The sequence below is a fragment of the Bradyrhizobium sp. 604_D8_N2_3 genome, assembly GCF_051810765.1.
Taxonomy (GTDB): domain Bacteria; phylum Pseudomonadota; class Alphaproteobacteria; order Rhizobiales; family Xanthobacteraceae; genus Bradyrhizobium; species Bradyrhizobium barranii.
Genome location: NZ_JBPWPM010000001.1, coordinates 6,316,418 through 6,332,549 on the forward strand (window position 1 = coordinate 6,316,418; position 16,132 = coordinate 6,332,549).

Below are 16,132 nucleotides of genomic sequence, written 5' to 3' on the forward strand. Positions count from 1 at the left end.
TTTGCGATGTTTAACCTTGGATTATGTCAATCACGCCGTCGCGAGATGACGTAGGACTCGTCGAGAAACCAGAGCCCGTTGTACTTCCGCAGCACGTCCCGGGCGGCATCCAGAGTGCGGCCGTTTTGAGTCATTTCTGTCAATCGGTCGTCCTCGATCTGCGCCACATACACCGCCGCATTCCACGCTGCAAAGGCCGTCGAGGTTCCGATGGTACCCGTCACCTCGTTGGGCAGCGCTTCCATATCATACCTGAAGATCGAACGGTTGTCCGCATAAGCATTAAAATTTAGGTCCCGGCCCAACGACCCAAGCTCGTACTTCACGGCGCGCAATAGCTCATGACGGCTGACCGCGAAAGGATTTTCTCCAGGCCAGATCGCCTGGATCATTTCCATGCCGGGATCGTGACCGTGGGAGTGGATTCCGATCAGCCGCCCGCCCGGCCGAAGCGCCCGCGCCAGCGGTGCAATGATCCGCTTTGCCCGGAAATTGACCGAGGACAGGGCGCGGTAGGGCTGGGATGCAATGACCAAGTCGAAATTGGCCTCGGTCTGGCCCGGCCGCGGAATGGTCGAATCCAGCAGGAACCTTTGGTCCTCGCGGTACAGCACCAGGACGACGGGCCGCTCGTAGAGCGGCATGGCCGTGCGCGGGCTGATCGCGGCGCGCCAGTTCTGTTCCAGGAACGGCCTCAACTCGGCGATCTGCTGCTCGAATTCGCCCGACGAGGCGCCCCGTAGCGGAACCTCGTGCCAGACGGTGGCGGCCGCCGCCGCAGGCGATGCCGGCGTGAGCCAGGGCGCCTCGGAGTAGAACATGTTGGTGAAGACGAACACCGACGCCGGATGCTCGAAAATGCGGTCCGGGACCCTCTCCAGCGTCAGCCGCAGGTCCTCGAGACTGAGCTCCTTGCCGGCCACGTAGAACGGCATGTGCGGGTAGCGCTGGTGCGTTGCGCGCAGCACCCGGGCCAGCACCGTGCCGTCGCCGACCCCCGCGTCGAAGATGCGCAGCGCCGGGGGGCGCGGATGGATGCTGGCTAGCTCCAGCGCCACGCGCTCGGCGACCACCCGCTTCTCGCTGCAGGTATGGACGAACAGCAGGTATTTTTGCCGGTTCTCGAAGAAGCGGAAATTACCGCGCGGATCGCGTTTTTCCGGCGGCACCTGGAGCCCCCGCGGCGGCGGCAGGCCGCCGGTCGTCGATGCGGCGATATAGGCCTGGATCCGCTCCAGCGTGTCGATCGTGATCCGCTTTCCCTCGCGCAGGCGATGGACCAGCTTCCCATCGTTCACCGCGCGCCGGCCAAACGTCGATTCCGCCATGTCCGCCTTGCGGCAGAACTCGGTGATTTGGCTGAGGATTTCGTCGTTTTTCATGAGTGGGAAAGCGGTGGGCAGCGAGGTTGGGACCAGCGTCGTAGCAAAATCTGCCCACTGAGGGAATACCCTCTCTTGGCTTTACCCCACGTCCAATGACGAGCGCGTGAACCCCGGCGCACCGCCGGGCAACAAACAAGCGCTTCTCCTTCAAGGGACCATTGCCATGCGCCGCCTGCTCGTCGCGCTCTGCCTGCTCACAGCAACCCTGTGGGCCGCGCCCGCCTTCGCGCAGGCGCGGAGCCAGCTCGGGCCGCTCTGCACCACCGACACCACGCCGCCAGACCAGATGATCGACGCCTGCAACAAGATCGTCGCGCTGAAGGTGTTCAAAGGCGAGCAGCTCGCGACGATCTATTTCTGGCGCGCGGTCGGCTGGAACAAGAAGGGCGACTATTCGAAGGTGATCGCCGACACAACCGAGGCGATCCGGCTCCAGCCGAGCCAGGCGGTCTACAATCTCAGGGGATCGGCCTATTACGACAAGGGCGACTACGACATCGCAATCGCCGATTTCGACGATGCGCTGAAGCTCGGCCCGTCTGATGGCACCATCTTCCACAATCGCGGCAACGCCTGGCGCGGCAAGGGCGACTACGCCAAGGCGATCGCCGACTACGATGCCACGATCAAGCTGCAGCCCAAATCGGCGTTCTCGTTCCAGAATCGCGGCATTGCGAAGGAGGCGCTCGGCGATCTCGACGGCGCGCTTGCCGACATCAACCAGGCGATCCGGCTCGACCCGACACTGCCGCAGCCGCTGATCAACCGCACCGCGATCTGGCGCGTGCGGGGCGATCTCGATCGCGCCGTTGCCGATGGCAGCGAGGCGATCCGGCTTGCGAAGGAAAAACCGCCCGTCAACATCATGACGCCGCCGAACAGCGTGCTGATCTCCGGCTATATCCACCGCGCGCTGGCCTATGAGGCGAAGGGCGACTACGCGCATGCGCGCGACGACTACAAGGCGACGCTGGCGATCGTGGCGTCCGATGCCGGCAGCAAGGCCAACCAGGCGACCGCCAAGGTGCGGCTGTCGCTGGTGACGGATGCGCTCGCTCCCATCCCGCGCGATGCGCCGTCACCGGTGACGCAGCCGCAAACGGGCGCGGCACCTGCGCCCTCGCCTACCCCGGCGACGCCTGGCAAGCGCCTCGCACTGGTGATCGGCAATGGCGCCTACGCGCATGTCAAGGCGCTGCCCAATCCGGCCAACGATGCGCGCGCCGTCGCCAGGAGCCTGCGCGACATCGGCTTCACGGTGTCCGAGGGCATCGATCTCGACCGCGCAGCGATGCAGAAAGTGACGCGCGACTTCCTGCGCGAGGCGGCGCGGGCACAGGTCGCGTTGGTGTACTATGCCGGCCACGGCGTGCAGGTCGACGGCCGCAACTATCTCATCCCCGTCGACGTCGAGCTCAAGCCCGGCGCGGGCATGACGGAGGCGATGATCGACATGGACACGATCATGGCCGGCCTCGACGACCAGGTCCGCACCAATATTTTGATCTTCGATGCCTGCCGCAACAATCCGATGGCGCAGCAGGTCGCAGCCACCGGCACCAACCGAGGCATCGAGGGCGCTTCGGGCCTCGCAGCGCCAACGAGCCTGGGCGCCGGTGCAACGCTGGGCGCAGGCACGCTGATCGCGTTCGCCACCGCGCCGGGCCAGGTCGCGCTCGATGGCGAAGGCGCCAACTCGCCGTTCTCCGCCGCCCTCTCCCGCCATCTCGGCACGCCGGGGCTGGAGGTGCAGCAGATGCTGACGCGCGTGCGGGCGGAAGTGGTCTCGAGCACGAAGAACAAGCAGGTGCCGTGGTCGAACTCGTCGCTGCTGGGCGAGGTTTATCTGGCGGAGAAGTGAGGGCGGGTGAGCGCACTGGTTTTCAAGGGTGCGACGCTGCCCGCCACTCACTCGGTGTCATCGCCCGACTTGAATCGGGCGATCCAGTACGCCGAGACGTCCGTGATTCACCGAAAAGCCGCGGCGTACTGGATTCCCCGCTTTCGCGGGGAATGACAGCAGCCGCGTGGCAAACTTAGTTGCCCCACATTTCCTTGGCGATCTCGACCGCAAGGCCGAGCTTGGCCCACTGCTCTTCCTCGGAGAGGATGTTACCTTCCTCGGTCGAGGCAAAGCCGCACTGCGGCGACAGCGCGAGCTGCTCCAGCGGCGCGAATTTGGCGGCCTCTTCGAGGCGACGCTTGATGTCGTCCTTTTTCTCGAGCTCGCCGAACTTCGAGGTGATGACGCCGACCACGACGACCTTGTTGCCCTTGGGCAGGAAGCGCAGCGGCTCGAAGCCGCCGGCGCGGTCGCTGTCGTATTCGAGGAAGTAGCCATCGTAATTGGTGCCGGCCAGCATGGTCTCGGCCACGGGCTCGTAGCCGCCCGAAGAAATCCAGGTCGAGCGGAAATTGCCGCGGCAGACATGCGTCGTCACCACCATGTCGGCCGGCTTCTCGGCCAGCGCATAATTGATGACGCGCGCATAGATCTGCTGGAGACCATCGGGATTGTCGCCGCGCTCGCGCGCCTTCTGCAACTCATCCGGCGAGCAGAGATAGGCCCACACGGTGTCGTCGAACTGAAGATAGCGGCAGCCGGCGTCGTAAAACGCTTTCACGGCCTTGCGGTAGGTCTTGCCGAGGTCTTCGTAGAAGGCATCGAGATCGGGATAGACGTCCTTGGAGATCGCCTTGCGGCCGCCGCGGAAGTGCAGCACGGCCGGCGAGGGAATCGTCATCTTGGCGGTGACGTGGGCCTGGTCGGCGGACTTCTTCAGGAAGCGGAAGTGATCCAGCATCGGATGGTCGTCGGGGAAATCGAGCTTGCCGATCACGCGGACCGCATCATGCCGCGTCTCGACGCCCGCGAATTGGATGCCCGTGTCCGGGTGAAACATTTCGCAGCCGGTGAGCTTGGCCAGGAAGTCAAAGTGCCACCAGGAGCGGCGGAATTCGCCGTCGGTCGCGAGCTTCAGGCCGATCGAGGCCTGCTTGTGCACGACCTTCTCGATCTCCATGTCCTCGATCTTGCGCAGATCGTCAGCCGAGATCTCGCCCTTCTCGAGCCTGACGCGGGCTTCCTTGATCTTGGCCGGACGCAGGAGGCTGCCGACTTCGTCGGCGCGGAAGGGGGCTTTGGTTCGCTGCATTTTCTACTCCCGGGATATTTTAGTGGGCCGCCGCCCCTGCGACGCCGAGGTGGCGCTCGAGGACCGACGGGTCGGCCTTCAGCGCGGCGCTTGGGGCGTCGTGGACGATCGTTCCGCGCTCCAATATCACAACACGGTCGGCGAGCCCCAGAATCTTTTGCGCGTTCTGCTCGACGATGATCGAGCAGATGCCGCCCGCCCGGGTGATGGCGCCGATCGCCTTCAGAAGCTCCTCGACGATGATGGGGGCGAGGCCCTCGGTCGGCTCGTCCAGCAGCAGGACCTTCGGGTTGAGGGTCAGCGCCCGGCCGATCGCCAGCATCTGCTGCTCGCCGCCGGAGAGCTGGTTGCCGAAATTGCTCCGCCGCTCCTTCAGCCGCGGGAACATCTCGTAGACCCGCTCGACCGACCAGGGACCGGGCTGCGCCACCGCGGTCATGTTCTCTTCCACCGTCAGCGAGCGGAAGATGTTGCGCTCCTGCGGCACCCAGCCAATGCCGGCCCGCGCCCGCTGATCGGGCCGCAAGCTCGTGACATCGGTGCCGGCGAGCGCGACCGAGCCGGAGAAGCGGCGGGTCACGCCGACGATGGAGTTGATCAGCGTGGTCTTGCCGGTCCCGTTGCGGCCCAGCAGCGCAAGCACCTGCCCCTCGGCGAGGCGCAGGGACATGTTGGGCAGCACCACCGCCTCGCCATAGCCGGCGCGCAGGGCGTCGATCGCGAGCAGGTCAGACATTGACCGCCTCCTCGCCGAGATAGACGGCCTTGACCTGCGGGTCGCGCGCGACCACGTCGGGCGGACCTTCGGTGAGCAGCGCGCCCGAGACCAATACCGAGATGCGGTCGGCGAAGGAAAAGACGAGGTCCATGTCGTGCTCGATCAGGAGCACGGTGACGTCACGCGGCAGGCTGCCTACGACGGCAAGAATGTCGTGGCGTTCGCTCTCCGGAACGCCGGCGGCGGGCTCGTCGAGCAGCAGCACGCGGGGCTTGGCGGCGATCGCGACCGCGATCTCGAGCAGGCGCTGCTTGCCGTAAGGCAGCGTCACGGTCTCTTCGTTCATGACGTCGAGCAGATGGAAGCGCCTCAGGAGGTCGGCGATCTCGCCATTGACGTCGCTCCGTGTGCCCATCCGCCGCCACCAGTCGCCGCCATGGCCGAGACGCTCGGAGACGGCAAGGCCGATGGTCTCCAGCGGGGTCAGGTCGGGATAGAGCTGGTTGATCTGGAAGGTGCGCGACAGGCCGCGCAGCACGCGCTTGTGCACGGGCAGATCGGTAATGTCCTGGCCTTCGAGCAGGATCCGGCCCGAGTTCGGCTTGAGCACGCCGGTGAGCTGGTTGATGACCGTGGTCTTGCCGGCGCCGTTCGGGCCGATCAGCGCGTGGCGGGCGCCCTGCTCGATCTTGAGCGACAGATCGCGGGTGACGCGGAGGCCGCCAAAGGTCTTTTCGAGGTTCTGGGTTTCGAGCGCGATGGTCATGCGTCGCTCTCCGGCACGGCGACGACGGCCTTGCGTCCGGCAACCTGCTTGATGATCAGGTTCGGCACATAGAGCACCCAGCGGTGCAGGCGCTGGCGGCCGACCAGCACGATCACGACCAGCACGAGACCGATCCAGAACTGCCAGTACTGCGGGGTGATGGTGGAGAACACTTCCTGGAGCATGCGGAAGATCACCGCGCCGACCAGCCCGCCATAGAGATAGCCGGTCCCGCCGATGACGAGCACCAGCATCAAATCGGCCGAACGCTCGAAGGCGAACACGTCGAGGGAGGCGATCGCCGTGGTCTGGGTGAACAGCGCGCCCGCGACGCCGGCATAGAACGCCGCGAACGTGTAGATCGCGATCAGGCGGCGGTTGACGGGGATGCCGATGGCGGCTGCGCGCAGCGGATTGTTCTTGATCGCGCGCAGCGACAGACCGAACGGCGAATGCACGACGCGGCGAGCGAACAGGAACAACAGGAACAGCACGGCCAGCGAGTAGAAAAAGCCGGTCTTGCCGAACATGTCGAACGGGATCTCGCCGAAGATCGGCTGCATCTCGATGCCCTGCAAGCCGTCGGTGCCGCCGGTGATGTTGGAAAAACGTTCGGCGAGCGCCTCAAGCAGCAGCGCGATGCCGAGCGTGACCATCAGCCGGGTCAGATCGACGCCGCGGATCACGAGGAAGCTGGTGGCGAACCCCAGCACCATCGCGGCAAGGCCGGCTACGATCAGCGCGAGCACGGGCTCGTTGATGATCCCATGCAAGGCGAGAAGCCCCGCGGCGTAGGCGCCGACGCCGAAGAAAGCAGCGTGGCCGAGCGAAACGATGCCGGCATAACCGAGGATGAGATCGAGCGACATCGCGAACAGCGCCAGCCGCAGGATGTCGGTCATGATCAGATAGCGCGTGGGAAAAGCGAAGCCGCAGACCAGCACGACGAGCCAGAAGGCGACTTCGCCGTAGTGCCAGCGCGCCTGGCGCTGGGCGTGATAACCGACGTCGGAGGAAGCGCTCATCGGCGGCCTCAACGCGCGGCCGTGCGGCCGAACAGGCCGTTCGGGCGCCAGATCAGGATCACGATCATCATGGTGTAGATCACGAAGGGGCCCATCTTCGGCACGTAATATTTGCCGGCGACGTCACCGATGCCCAGCAGGAGCGAGGCCAGGAACGGCCCGGTGATCGAGGACGAGCCGCCGACGGTGACCACGATCAGGAAGTAGATCATGAACTTCAGCGGGAAATACGGATCGAGGCCGAGGATCTCGGCGCTCAGCGCGCCGCCGAGACCGGCGAGCCCGCAGCCGAAAGCAAAGGTGAAGGCGAACACCTGCGGCACGTTGATGCCGAGGCCGCTCGCGGCACGGGGATCATCGACCGCGGCGCGCAGCCGGCTGCCGAACCGGGTCTTGGCCAGCACCATCTGGAGAGCAATGGTGAGCAGGCCGCAGATCACAATGATCATCAACCGGTAGCGGCCGATGCCGACGCCGAACACGTCGAACTGGCCCTGGAGCGCAGCCGGCAGGTTGATGAAGACGCGCGATGAGCCCTGGATGTAGTCGACGGCCGCGACCGACATGAACGTGAGACCGATCGTGAACAGCACCTGGTCGAGATGGCTGCGCGTATAGAGATGGCGGTAGAGCGTTCGCTCCAGCACGATGCCGATCGCAGCCGACGAGACGAAGGCGAGCGGCAGCGCGGCGAAGAACGGCCAGCCCATCCGGTTGACCAGGACCATGCAGACATAGCCGCCGGCCATGGCGAAGGCGCCGTGGGCGAGGTTGACGAAGTTCATCAGGCCGAGCGTGACCGCAAGCCCGCAAGCGAGCACGAACAGCAGCATGCCGTAGGCAACGCCATCGAACAAGTTGGTGAGGATAGAGGTCATCGGAAGCGGGTGAACCCTGGTAATCACTCGTCATTCCGGGGCAGCGCGCAGCGCTGAACCTGGAATCCATTTCCATCACGTCGAGATCCCCGATGCGCGCTAAGCGCGCTCGGGGATGACGCGCTTTTCGCGCGTCACTTCTTGGTCTTGCCGAGATCCTTGACGGCTTCGAAGGTCGCGAACTCGACATTGTAGAGCTCGCCGTCGACCTTCTCGACCTTGCGGATGTAGATGTTCTGCACGATGTCGCGGGTCTCGGGGTCGATCGAGATCGGGCCGCGCGGGCTTTCCCACTTCTGGCCCTTCATGGCTTCGACCAGCTTGGTGCCGTCGGTGTCGCCGTTGGTCTTCTTCAGCGCCTCGTAGATGAGGTGGATGCCGTCATAGCCGCTCACGGCCATGAAGCCCGGACGGTTGCCGTAGGCCTTCTTGTAGGCCGCGACGAAATCCTTGTTCATCTGCGAGGGATGCGCCGCGGAATACAGATGCGCGGTGACCGTGCCGAGCACGGCGTCGCCCATGTTGTTGAGCAGGTCGTCGTCGGTGACGTCGCCCGGTCCGATTACCTTGATGCCGGCCTTGTCGAGGCCACGCTCGGCATACTGCTTCATGAAGTTGCCGCCCTGGCCGGCCGGCACGAACACGAAGATCGCGTCGGGCTTGGCGTCCTTCATGCGCTGGAGGAACGGCGCGAAATCGGGATTGGCGAGCGGCGTCTTCACCTCTTCGACCACCTCACCGCCGCCGGCGGTGAAGTTCTGCTTGAAGAAGTTCAGCGCGTCGTTGCCCGGCGCGTAGTCGGAGGTGAGCGTCGCGACCTTCTTGATGCCGTTCTTCACCGCCCAGTCGGCGATGATGGTCGAGGACTGCGCCAGCGTGAAGCTGGTGCGCACGATGTAGGGCGAGCGCTCGGTGATGATGGAGGTGCCGGCCGCCATCACGACTTCCGGGATCTTGGCCTGGGTTGCGAGCGGCGCGGCCGCGAGCGCGGCCGGCGTCACGCCGAAGCCGGCGATGAAATTGACCTTGTCATTGACGATCAGCTCCTGCGCTGCCGTCTTGGTCTTGTCCGGAATCGCGGCGTCGTCCTTGAGGATGATCTCGATCTTCTTGCCGGCGACGGTGTCGCCCTTCTGCTGCATGTAGAGCTTGATCGCGTTCTCGATCTGCTTGCCGGTCGAGGCCTGGCCGCCGGTCATCGGCAGGATCAGGCCGACCTTGACGGTGTCCTCGGCCTTGGCCGGCACGATGGCCGCGAGGCCGGCGATGGCGGCCGCTGCTGCGGTCCAAGAGACCTTATAAGAAAACGTCTTCCGTTCGAACATCAGATGTCCCTCCCCTTCATTCCTGACCTCTTGTGCGCCGGACCGAGTGCCCGGTCCTTGGCTCAACCTTAGCTCACGCACGCGCGATGTCGCGCCACATGGCGTCTTTCGCGCCCTTATTGTCAATCGGACGTTTGGCGACCATTCGGCGCAAGCCGCGCGTCCCGATTGCCGACGACAGGGAGCGATGCCGTGGTTACGTCCGGGTAACCCGAGCGTCCCGATCCTGGTCGCTCCTATTTGTACGATTGTACAAATAAAATGGACCTGTCAACGAAAAAGCCCCGCCGCCGACCAAGCCAGTTTGTCGCGCGCCCCTTGGCACAACAGTCTAGAAAGCGGCCGGCCGCGTGGATGGAGAATTTCGTCTTTCTTTTGCAGAATTCGGACACCGGCGAGGCTTCGGTTCACCGCAAATCGGTAGTTAATTACCTACCTCGAATAAGTCTATTTTACCTTGTTGAAGACTACTCTTCCCGCGCCAGCCTAACCCGGCGTCCAACCTGACTGAATTCGCGCGCGCACAATGCTCAAGCCCTTCCGCTCCGTCCTCACCCTCGTAGCGCTCGCCGCGGGGCTGTCCGGCTGCGGCACCGTCAACGAAAAGCTCTCCGCCGGCATGGGCGACTATGTCCCGCAATGGGCTGGCGGCCTGCCAGCCGACGCACCGCCGCGGCCCGGCACGCCCCAATACGACGCCTACATGAAAGAGCGCGAACGCAAGCGGCTGCTGCCGGCGGCCGATCGCGAGAAGGAAGAGCAGGCGCAGAAGGGTGCGACGGGGACTACGTCGGGCGGCGCGGTGCGCTAGGGGAGCGAATGGCGAATAGGGAGTGGCGAATATCGCCACCCTCTCCATTCGCTACTCGCCACTCACTATTCGCTAATCCATAAACACAACGGTCTTGCGGCCGTTGAGGATGACGCGGTCGTCGAGGTGGTAGCGGATCGCGCGGGCCAACACGCGCCGCTCGATATCGCGGCCCTTGCGGACGAGATCCTCCGGCGTGTCGCGGTGGCTGATGCGCTCGACGTCCTGATCGACGATCGGACCTTCGTCGAGGTCGCGCGTGACGTAATGGGCGGTGGCGCCGATCAGCTTGACGCCGCGCTCATGGGCCTGGTGATAGGGCTTTGCGCCCTTGAAGCCCGGCAGGAACGAGTGGTGGATGTTGATGCAGCGGCCGGAAAGCTTGGCAGAAAGATCGTCCGACAGGATCTGCATGTAGCGCGCGAGCACGACGAGATCGGTTCCGGTCTTGGCGACGAGATCGAGGATCTGCGCCTCCTGCTCGCGCTTGGTCTCCTTGGTGACAGGCAGATGGTGGAACGGGATGCCGCCGAAATCGAGCCCGGCATAGACCTCGCGCGGATGGTTGGAGACGATTGCGGTCGGGACCATCGGCAGCTCGTCGGTGCGCCAGCGATAGAGGATGTCGACCAGGCAATGGTCGGATTTCGACACCAGCAGCATCACCTTGCGACGCGCGGCACGGTCGCGCATCTGCCACTCCATGCCGAAACGCTCCGCGATCGCGGCAAAGCCGGTCTGGAGCGCCGACAGCTCCACGGCGAGATCGGCCGCGGTGAACACCACGCGCATGAAGAACTTCTTGGTCTCGACGTCGTCGAACTGCTGGGCATCGAGAATGTTCTGTCCGTTGTGGGCCAGAAAGGTCGACACCGCAGAGACGATGCCGGGACGATCCGGACAGGACAGGGTCAGGACATATTGATGATCGGGCATGGCTCTTGATGAAGGTTTGGGCAGCGACTACGGAGTGACCCGCGATTTGCGCCCTGCTCTATCACCGACCCCGCCCTTGCGCCAATCCCGACAGCGGAGTCAGGATGAACGGACCATTGCAATTTACCGCCGGAGCACACCCATGGCCGACCGCTTGAACGGCTACCGCATCCTGATCCTGGAGACGCGCGAGGAGGCGCAGTTTTCAAAGCTTCTGGCCGAGCAAGGTGCCGATGTCGTGCAGTGCCCGATGTTCACCATTCACGACGCGCCCGATCCCGCCCCGGTCGAGGCCTGGATTCGCCGCGCCATCGGCCAGCCCTTTGACGACCTCGTGCTGATGACGGGCGAAGGCCTGCGGCGGATCATGAAGCTCGCGCGGAGCCGTGGTCTCGACCAGGCCCTGGTCGCAGCCCTCGCCAAATCGCGAAAATTCACCCGCGGCCCGAAGCCCGGCAAGGCGTTGCGCGAGATCTCCCTCGATGCGCAGCAGACCACGGAGAAGCCGACCACCGAGGGCGTGATCGAAATGCTGGGCAGGCTCGATCTGAAGGGGCGACGCGTCGGCCTTCAGCTTTATCCGGACAAGGACCACAGCGCACTGACCGGCGCACTTGCCGCGCAAGGCGCCGATGTCGATACCGTGCTGCCTTATGCCTACGATTCCAAGGCAGCGGATGCCAACATCGTCGCCGCCATCGACGACATGGCCGAGGGGCGGATCGATTCCATCGCGCTGACCAATCTTGGCCAGGTCCGCCGCCTCGTGGAAGCCGCGAAGGCACATGGCAGTGAGGCGAGGTTGCGCGCAGGGTTGGAGCGGACGCTGATTGCGTCGGTGGGTCCTGCGGTGTCGGGAGAGCTCGCCGCGCATGGCCTGCGCACGGACATCGCACCGGCGGAAGACCACTATTTCATGCGCCCGCTGATCTCGGCGATGGCGGCGGCGCTCGCCGAGAAACGGCCGAGGGTGGCGGGTTAATCACCGGCCGACGATGCCTAGCTCGCCACCTGCGAGGCGGCCGACATCAACTCCTGAGGGCTCGGAGCCCCGAACATGCGGTGGCCGCCTTCAGGAACCTCGGTAAAGGTCCAGCGCACGATCCCCTCGCGATCGAGCAGGAACTGGCCGAACAGCTGGCCCTGGCCGGTTGCCGCCATGCGCTGATCGGCCTCCATCATCTCGTAACCGTCCTTGCTGTTGAGGTACTCGGAAGCCGCCAACCGATTCATCGACCCCGACGTTTCGCCGGGCACATCCACCTGCATGCTCTTGACGACGTCCATACCCACCTTGCGCGGCCACTCGGTTTCGTTCTCCGTAAACTCGATAGTGGGCAGGCCGAACGCGCGGTGCGAGACCCGCTCGGGGTCGGACGCGGCGAGCAGATTGGGCAAGGGATGATAGCGGAAGTAGAGCCGCGCGCGTTCGATGGGCGTATTCACGACCGTGAGACTTTCGACGCCCTTGTCGCGCAGGGCTGCGTCAAGTTGCGCCTGGGCCGCGATGTGGCGCCTACAGAACGGGCAGTGCAGCCCGCGAAACAAGCCGATCAATATCGGACTGTGCCCGCGAAAATCCTGGAGCGAGATCGTTCCATCGCGTGTGATGGCGTCCAGCACGACGTTTGGCGCGCGATCGCCCGGTTGAAGCGGTCCATCGACATGAAGTGCTGACATGGTTGAACTCCTTCATATGACCTAGTCAAGAAATGGCAGCACGATCAGCCCGGCGGGATCGAGCCCGTGGCGAGCGCAGACATCATGGGCCAGCGCGAAATATCGGTCGGCCTCGGGCATGTCGCCTCGATCAAGGCTCAGCGTGGCAAGACCATCATAGCATGGAAAGAGCTGCTGCGGTTCGCCGGTTTCGTTCGCCACCTCGATAGCCTCATTGTAGCAGAGGGCGGCCAGATCGGGGCGGAAATGGCATTGATGGATTTGCCCGAGCACGATCAGCGGCACGGAGAGATGCTCGCGCTGATCGAGCGCACGGTCGATTTCGATCGCCTTCTCGGCAGCAGGTACCCCTTCCTCGGTACATCTGTCCGTGAAGGTGCAACAGGCAACGGCAAAATTGGCAAGAAGACGCGCCTGGAAGCCGAGATCCCCGATCCGACGCGCGACATCGAGTCCACGCCGGCAGACCTCCACGGCCTTCGCCGGGTCGACAATCGTGTAGAGCACGCCGAGATTGGTGTAGCCGCGGCAGGCTACGTTGAGGAGGCCGGCGGTTTCGGCGGCTGCGACGCTTTGCTCCACCTCGCGTACCGCCTCCTCGTGTCGTCCAAGGCGCGCCAGCGCAACGCCCTTGGTGTTAAGGGCCTCCGCAATGGCACGTGCCGCCTCGAGCCCGCCCTGCTCGTCCGCGTCCGCCGGTACGGACCGTGCATAGCCGAGCGCCTCGTCTGCCCATCTTGCGGCGGCCACGTGATCGCCGGTCCGAAACGCGAGACGGCCACGCTCCTGCAACAGATGCGCCCACTCGATGGGTGCGTCGGTCCCTCCAAGCAGTTTGGCCGCCTCGGCGTAATGCGTCTCTGCCTTGATCCGCTTGCCGGCGTCCCACAGCAATCGGCCAAGCTTGCGAAGGATTCGCGCTTCGCCGATCCGGTCCTGGATCGTGCGGTGCCCCTCCAACGCGCTCTGATAGTGCTCCTCGGCCGTGTTCCGGCGGCCAGCCGCGGCACAGAGGTCCGCAATCCGCTCGTACAGGACCAGACGTTCCGGCTCCCGTTCGCCGCCGGTCAACAGCACGGCGAGGGCCTGCTGGTAGAGACGGATGGCATCGTCATTGGCATAGCTGTCGCGCGCGCGATCGCCGGCCGCGCGCAGATAGCGCGCGCCTTTCGGCTTGCTCGCGCTCAGACTGAAGTGATGTCCGAGCAGTATGAGATCTTCGAGGCGCTCGGGCTCGGTGCCATAGAGCCTCTCGAGCGCCCCGCCGATCCGTCCATGGAGCTCGATCCGGCGCTGCAGAAGCAGGTTTTGATAGATCACGTCCTGAAGCATGGTTTGCGTGAAGCGGTAGGTCCGCAGCGAAATCGAGTTCGCGCCCGCGATCTCCTCGATGATCTCCGCGTCGCACAGAAGCTCGAGCCCCGCTTCAACCCTTGCCGGCTCGGTTGCCGCCGCACCGAGAGCAGCCGCATCAAAACGCGGGCCGATCACGGCGGCTTCCTGTGCCAAGCGGCGCACCTGATGCGGCAACCGGTCGAGACGCGCCAGCAACAACGCCTGAATGCTTGCCGGAATATCGGCGGCGGCTTCATCCGATTTCATCCGCCACTGCGCGCCGTCGCGCTCCAGAGTGCCGGCTTCGATCAGGCCGCGTATGATCTCCTCGAGGAAAAGCGGATTGCCGCCGGCGCGATCGAGGATTCGACCGAACAGAGCTCCCGGCGGTTCACGCCAACCGTGACTGAAATAGGCCGCGAGCAGCCTTTGTCCGTCGGCGTCGCCAAGCGGGGGCAGCCGGAGGGTTGTGTGACTGATCCTGCTCGAACCGAACTGGTCCAGTTCCAGCATCGGCCGATGCGTAAACAGCAGCATCAGCCGCGTCCGCTCCAGTCGGTCCATCAGGAACCGCAACGCTTCAAGCGACACCGCATCGGCCCAATGCAGATCCTCGACGATGATCAGCAGTGGCGACAGTGCCAGGCGGCGTTCGAAGACGGTGCGAATCGCGAAGAATACCTGCCGGCGAAGCTGTTCGGGCTCGACATGCCTTAGCGCGGCGTTGGGGTCGCCGAGACCGAGGACATGCAGATAGAGGGGCATCAGGCGGTCGGCCTCGTCGGTCGCGAGGCCAAGCTCCGACAGCGCTTCCGCGACCTTCGCCTCCGCCTCTGCGGCGCCCGCCTTCTGCGCGATGCCATAGGCGCTGCGCAGCACGGCGGCGAGAGTGCCGTAGGATTGTTCGCCGAGCGGCGAGCACGCCGCGTGCCGGATCGCCACGCCGGCGAATCGATCCTGATCGCGGATGCGCGCGACGAATTCGCTGACCAGGCGCGTTTTCCCGATGCCGGCCTCACCGACCAGCCGCACCAGTTGAGCAGCGCCGCCGCACGCGCGATCAAGGCTGCCGATCAGGCGCGCAAGCTCGGCGTCGCGCCCGATCAACGGCGCATTGAGGCCCAGCGTGTCGAGGCCTCGCGCCGCACGGGGCGTGTCGAGCGGCTCCTTCAGACGGTGGACCAGCACGCTGCCCATCTTGCCCTTGAGCGAGACCTCGCCAAGCGAGTCATAGGAGAACGCATGCCGCGTCAGACGGTGGGTCAACGGCCCGACCAGCACCTCGCCCGGAGCCGCCATCGACTGTAGCCGCTGGGCGGTATTCACCGTGTCGCCGGTCACCGAATAGGATTTGGCAACACCCGCCCCGAGCCCGCCCGCGACGACGTGCCCGGTGTTGATGCCGACATGGAGCAGCAGCGGTGAACCGGCATACGCCTCCGCGCGTTCGCTGAGGCGCGCCGTCCGGCCGATCATGTCGAGGGCAGCGCGCACCGCCCGCTCCGGGTCGTCCTCGTGCGCCGCCGGCGCACCAAACAGAGCCAGCAGCGCATCGCCAATGAATTTGTCCACGAAGCCGCCAAAGCTTTGCACCGCGGCCGTCAACTCCTCGAACAATTCGTTTTGAAGCGTCTGCATGACCTCGGGGTCGAGCCGCTCGCTCATCGCAGTGAAGCCGCTGAGGTCGGCAAACAGCACGGTGATGGTACGGCGGTTCGCCTCGCTGTCGATCTTGTCCGACGGAGCTCGAAATGCGGCTTGAGCGTCCTCCGTCGGCACGAGCGGCGGAGAGGAGGACCGGATCGGGAGCGTCGTCGGGCTCGTCCGCGCCGATGCCTGCCCGCCTGTGGGGACCTCAGCGACGAAGGCACCGCATTTCGGGCAATAGGCGAAATCCGGCGCGCATGGAAACCCGCAGCCAGGGCACGCGTTCGGCTGCTTCGTGCCGCACTTCGGGCAGAAGGCAAAGCCGCTCTGGACCTCTAAACCACAGCAAGAGCAGTTCATGGGTCAGGACCTCGCGGAAGCCGCGATGGCGCGAGCTCCTGGACCTGCCGAATGGGCCCAGGAACCAGGCAAGCATGGGCTCGTCACACGGGAAGAGCAAGCGGTGGTTGA

13 protein-coding genes are annotated in these 16,132 nt (G+C 64.8%); 3 read left to right on the top strand and 10 right to left on the bottom strand.

Annotated features, from left to right (window positions below; translation table 11 throughout):
• Positions 1-26: 26 nt before the first annotated feature.
• A complete protein-coding gene (locus AB7245_RS30360) occupies positions 27-1,382 on the bottom strand; it encodes a hypothetical protein (RefSeq protein ID WP_028151997.1) in 1,356 nt (451 codons plus the stop codon).
• Positions 1,383-1,548: 166 nt separating this feature from the next.
• On the opposite strand from AB7245_RS30360, the gene AB7245_RS30365 reads away from it, so the two are divergent.
• Positions 1,549-3,246 (top strand): caspase family protein, encoded by a 1,698-nt coding sequence (locus tag AB7245_RS30365; protein WP_354134775.1) that lies wholly within the window; start codon positions 1,549-1,551, stop codon positions 3,244-3,246.
• A 175-nt stretch (positions 3,247-3,421) separates the two neighbouring features.
• Here AB7245_RS30365 and AB7245_RS30370 read toward each other — a convergent pair whose 3' ends face one another.
• The 6 genes from AB7245_RS30370 to AB7245_RS30395 all read right to left on the bottom strand — a co-directional run bounded on the left by AB7245_RS30370 (position 3,422) and on the right by AB7245_RS30395 (position 9,252).
• A complete protein-coding gene (locus AB7245_RS30370; RefSeq protein WP_439035247.1) occupies positions 3,422-4,540 on the bottom strand; it encodes a cobalamin-independent methionine synthase II family protein in 1,119 nt (372 codons plus the stop codon).
• A 19-nt stretch (positions 4,541-4,559) separates the two neighbouring features.
• Positions 4,560-5,276, bottom strand: a complete 717-nt coding sequence (locus AB7245_RS30375) for an ABC transporter ATP-binding protein (RefSeq protein WP_354134773.1) — start codon at positions 5,274-5,276, stop codon at positions 4,560-4,562.
• Positions 5,269-6,024 (bottom strand): ABC transporter ATP-binding protein, encoded by a 756-nt coding sequence (locus tag AB7245_RS30380; RefSeq protein ID WP_071912046.1) that lies wholly within the window; start codon positions 6,022-6,024, stop codon positions 5,269-5,271. The genes AB7245_RS30375 and AB7245_RS30380 overlap by 8 nt, the downstream gene beginning before the upstream one ends.
• Positions 6,021-7,049, bottom strand: a complete 1,029-nt coding sequence (locus AB7245_RS30385; RefSeq protein ID WP_439035248.1) for a branched-chain amino acid ABC transporter permease — start codon at positions 7,047-7,049, stop codon at positions 6,021-6,023. The genes AB7245_RS30380 and AB7245_RS30385 overlap by 4 nt, the downstream gene beginning before the upstream one ends.
• A gap of 8 nt (positions 7,050-7,057) precedes the next feature.
• Complete coding sequence (locus tag AB7245_RS30390; RefSeq protein ID WP_354080902.1) at positions 7,058-7,927, bottom strand: branched-chain amino acid ABC transporter permease; 870 nt, start codon at positions 7,925-7,927, stop codon at positions 7,058-7,060.
• A 134-nt stretch (positions 7,928-8,061) separates the two neighbouring features.
• Positions 8,062-9,252, bottom strand: coding sequence for an ABC transporter substrate-binding protein (locus tag AB7245_RS30395; protein ID WP_063982179.1), 1,191 nt, complete (start codon positions 9,250-9,252; stop codon positions 8,062-8,064).
• A gap of 526 nt (positions 9,253-9,778) precedes the next feature.
• Here AB7245_RS30395 and AB7245_RS30400 point away from each other — a divergent pair.
• Complete coding sequence (locus tag AB7245_RS30400) at positions 9,779-10,063, top strand: hypothetical protein (RefSeq protein ID WP_212095446.1); 285 nt, start codon at positions 9,779-9,781, stop codon at positions 10,061-10,063.
• Between the two features lie 72 nt (positions 10,064-10,135).
• Here the strand turns inward: AB7245_RS30400 and purU are convergent, their stop codons facing one another.
• Positions 10,136-10,999: a formyltetrahydrofolate deformylase gene (gene purU, locus AB7245_RS30405; protein WP_354134771.1), complete on the bottom strand. Its 864-nt coding sequence runs from the start codon at positions 10,997-10,999 to the stop codon at positions 10,136-10,138.
• A 142-nt stretch (positions 11,000-11,141) separates the two neighbouring features.
• On the opposite strand from purU, the gene AB7245_RS30410 reads away from it, so the two are divergent.
• Positions 11,142-11,981: a uroporphyrinogen-III synthase gene (locus AB7245_RS30410; RefSeq protein WP_354134770.1), complete on the top strand. Its 840-nt coding sequence runs from the start codon at positions 11,142-11,144 to the stop codon at positions 11,979-11,981.
• Between the two features lie 17 nt (positions 11,982-11,998).
• Here AB7245_RS30410 and AB7245_RS30415 read toward each other — a convergent pair whose 3' ends face one another.
• Both AB7245_RS30415 and AB7245_RS30420 read right to left on the bottom strand, forming a co-directional pair.
• A complete protein-coding gene (locus tag AB7245_RS30415; RefSeq protein WP_354134769.1) occupies positions 11,999-12,679 on the bottom strand; it encodes a redoxin family protein in 681 nt (226 codons plus the stop codon).
• A 21-nt stretch (positions 12,680-12,700) separates the two neighbouring features.
• On the bottom strand, positions 12,701-16,021 hold the full coding sequence (locus AB7245_RS30420; protein WP_354134768.1) for an adenylate/guanylate cyclase domain-containing protein: 3,321 nt from the start codon (positions 16,019-16,021) through the stop codon (positions 12,701-12,703).
• Between the last annotated feature and the right edge of the window lie 111 nt (positions 16,022-16,132).

Excerpts from the sequence above, each read along its gene's own strand:
- AB7245_RS30420 (WP_354134768.1), bottom strand. The coding sequence starts at position 16,021 with ATGAACTGCTCTTGCTGTGGTTTAGAGGTCCAGAGCGGCTTTGCCTTC.
- AB7245_RS30370 (WP_439035247.1), bottom strand. The coding sequence starts at position 4,540 with ATGCAGCGAACCAAAGCCCCCTTCCGCGCCGACGAAGTCGGCAGCCTC.
- AB7245_RS30360 (WP_028151997.1), bottom strand. The coding sequence starts at position 1,382 with ATGAAAAACGACGAAATCCTCAGCCAAATCACCGAGTTCTGCCGCAAG.
- AB7245_RS30365 (WP_354134775.1), top strand. The coding sequence starts at position 1,549 with ATGCGCCGCCTGCTCGTCGCGCTCTGCCTGCTCACAGCAACCCTGTGG.
- AB7245_RS30400 (WP_212095446.1), top strand. The coding sequence starts at position 9,779 with ATGCTCAAGCCCTTCCGCTCCGTCCTCACCCTCGTAGCGCTCGCCGCG.
- AB7245_RS30375 (WP_354134773.1), bottom strand. The coding sequence starts at position 5,276 with ATGTCTGACCTGCTCGCGATCGACGCCCTGCGCGCCGGCTATGGCGAG.
- AB7245_RS30390 (WP_354080902.1), bottom strand. The coding sequence starts at position 7,927 with ATGACCTCTATCCTCACCAACTTGTTCGATGGCGTTGCCTACGGCATG.
- purU (WP_354134771.1), bottom strand. The coding sequence starts at position 10,999 with ATGCCCGATCATCAATATGTCCTGACCCTGTCCTGTCCGGATCGTCCC.
- AB7245_RS30410 (WP_354134770.1), top strand. The coding sequence starts at position 11,142 with ATGGCCGACCGCTTGAACGGCTACCGCATCCTGATCCTGGAGACGCGC.
- AB7245_RS30415 (WP_354134769.1), bottom strand. The coding sequence starts at position 12,679 with ATGTCAGCACTTCATGTCGATGGACCGCTTCAACCGGGCGATCGCGCG.
- AB7245_RS30395 (WP_063982179.1), bottom strand. The coding sequence starts at position 9,252 with ATGTTCGAACGGAAGACGTTTTCTTATAAGGTCTCTTGGACCGCAGCA.
- AB7245_RS30380 (WP_071912046.1), bottom strand. The coding sequence starts at position 6,024 with ATGACCATCGCGCTCGAAACCCAGAACCTCGAAAAGACCTTTGGCGGC.
- AB7245_RS30385 (WP_439035248.1), bottom strand. The coding sequence starts at position 7,049 with ATGAGCGCTTCCTCCGACGTCGGTTATCACGCCCAGCGCCAGGCGCGC.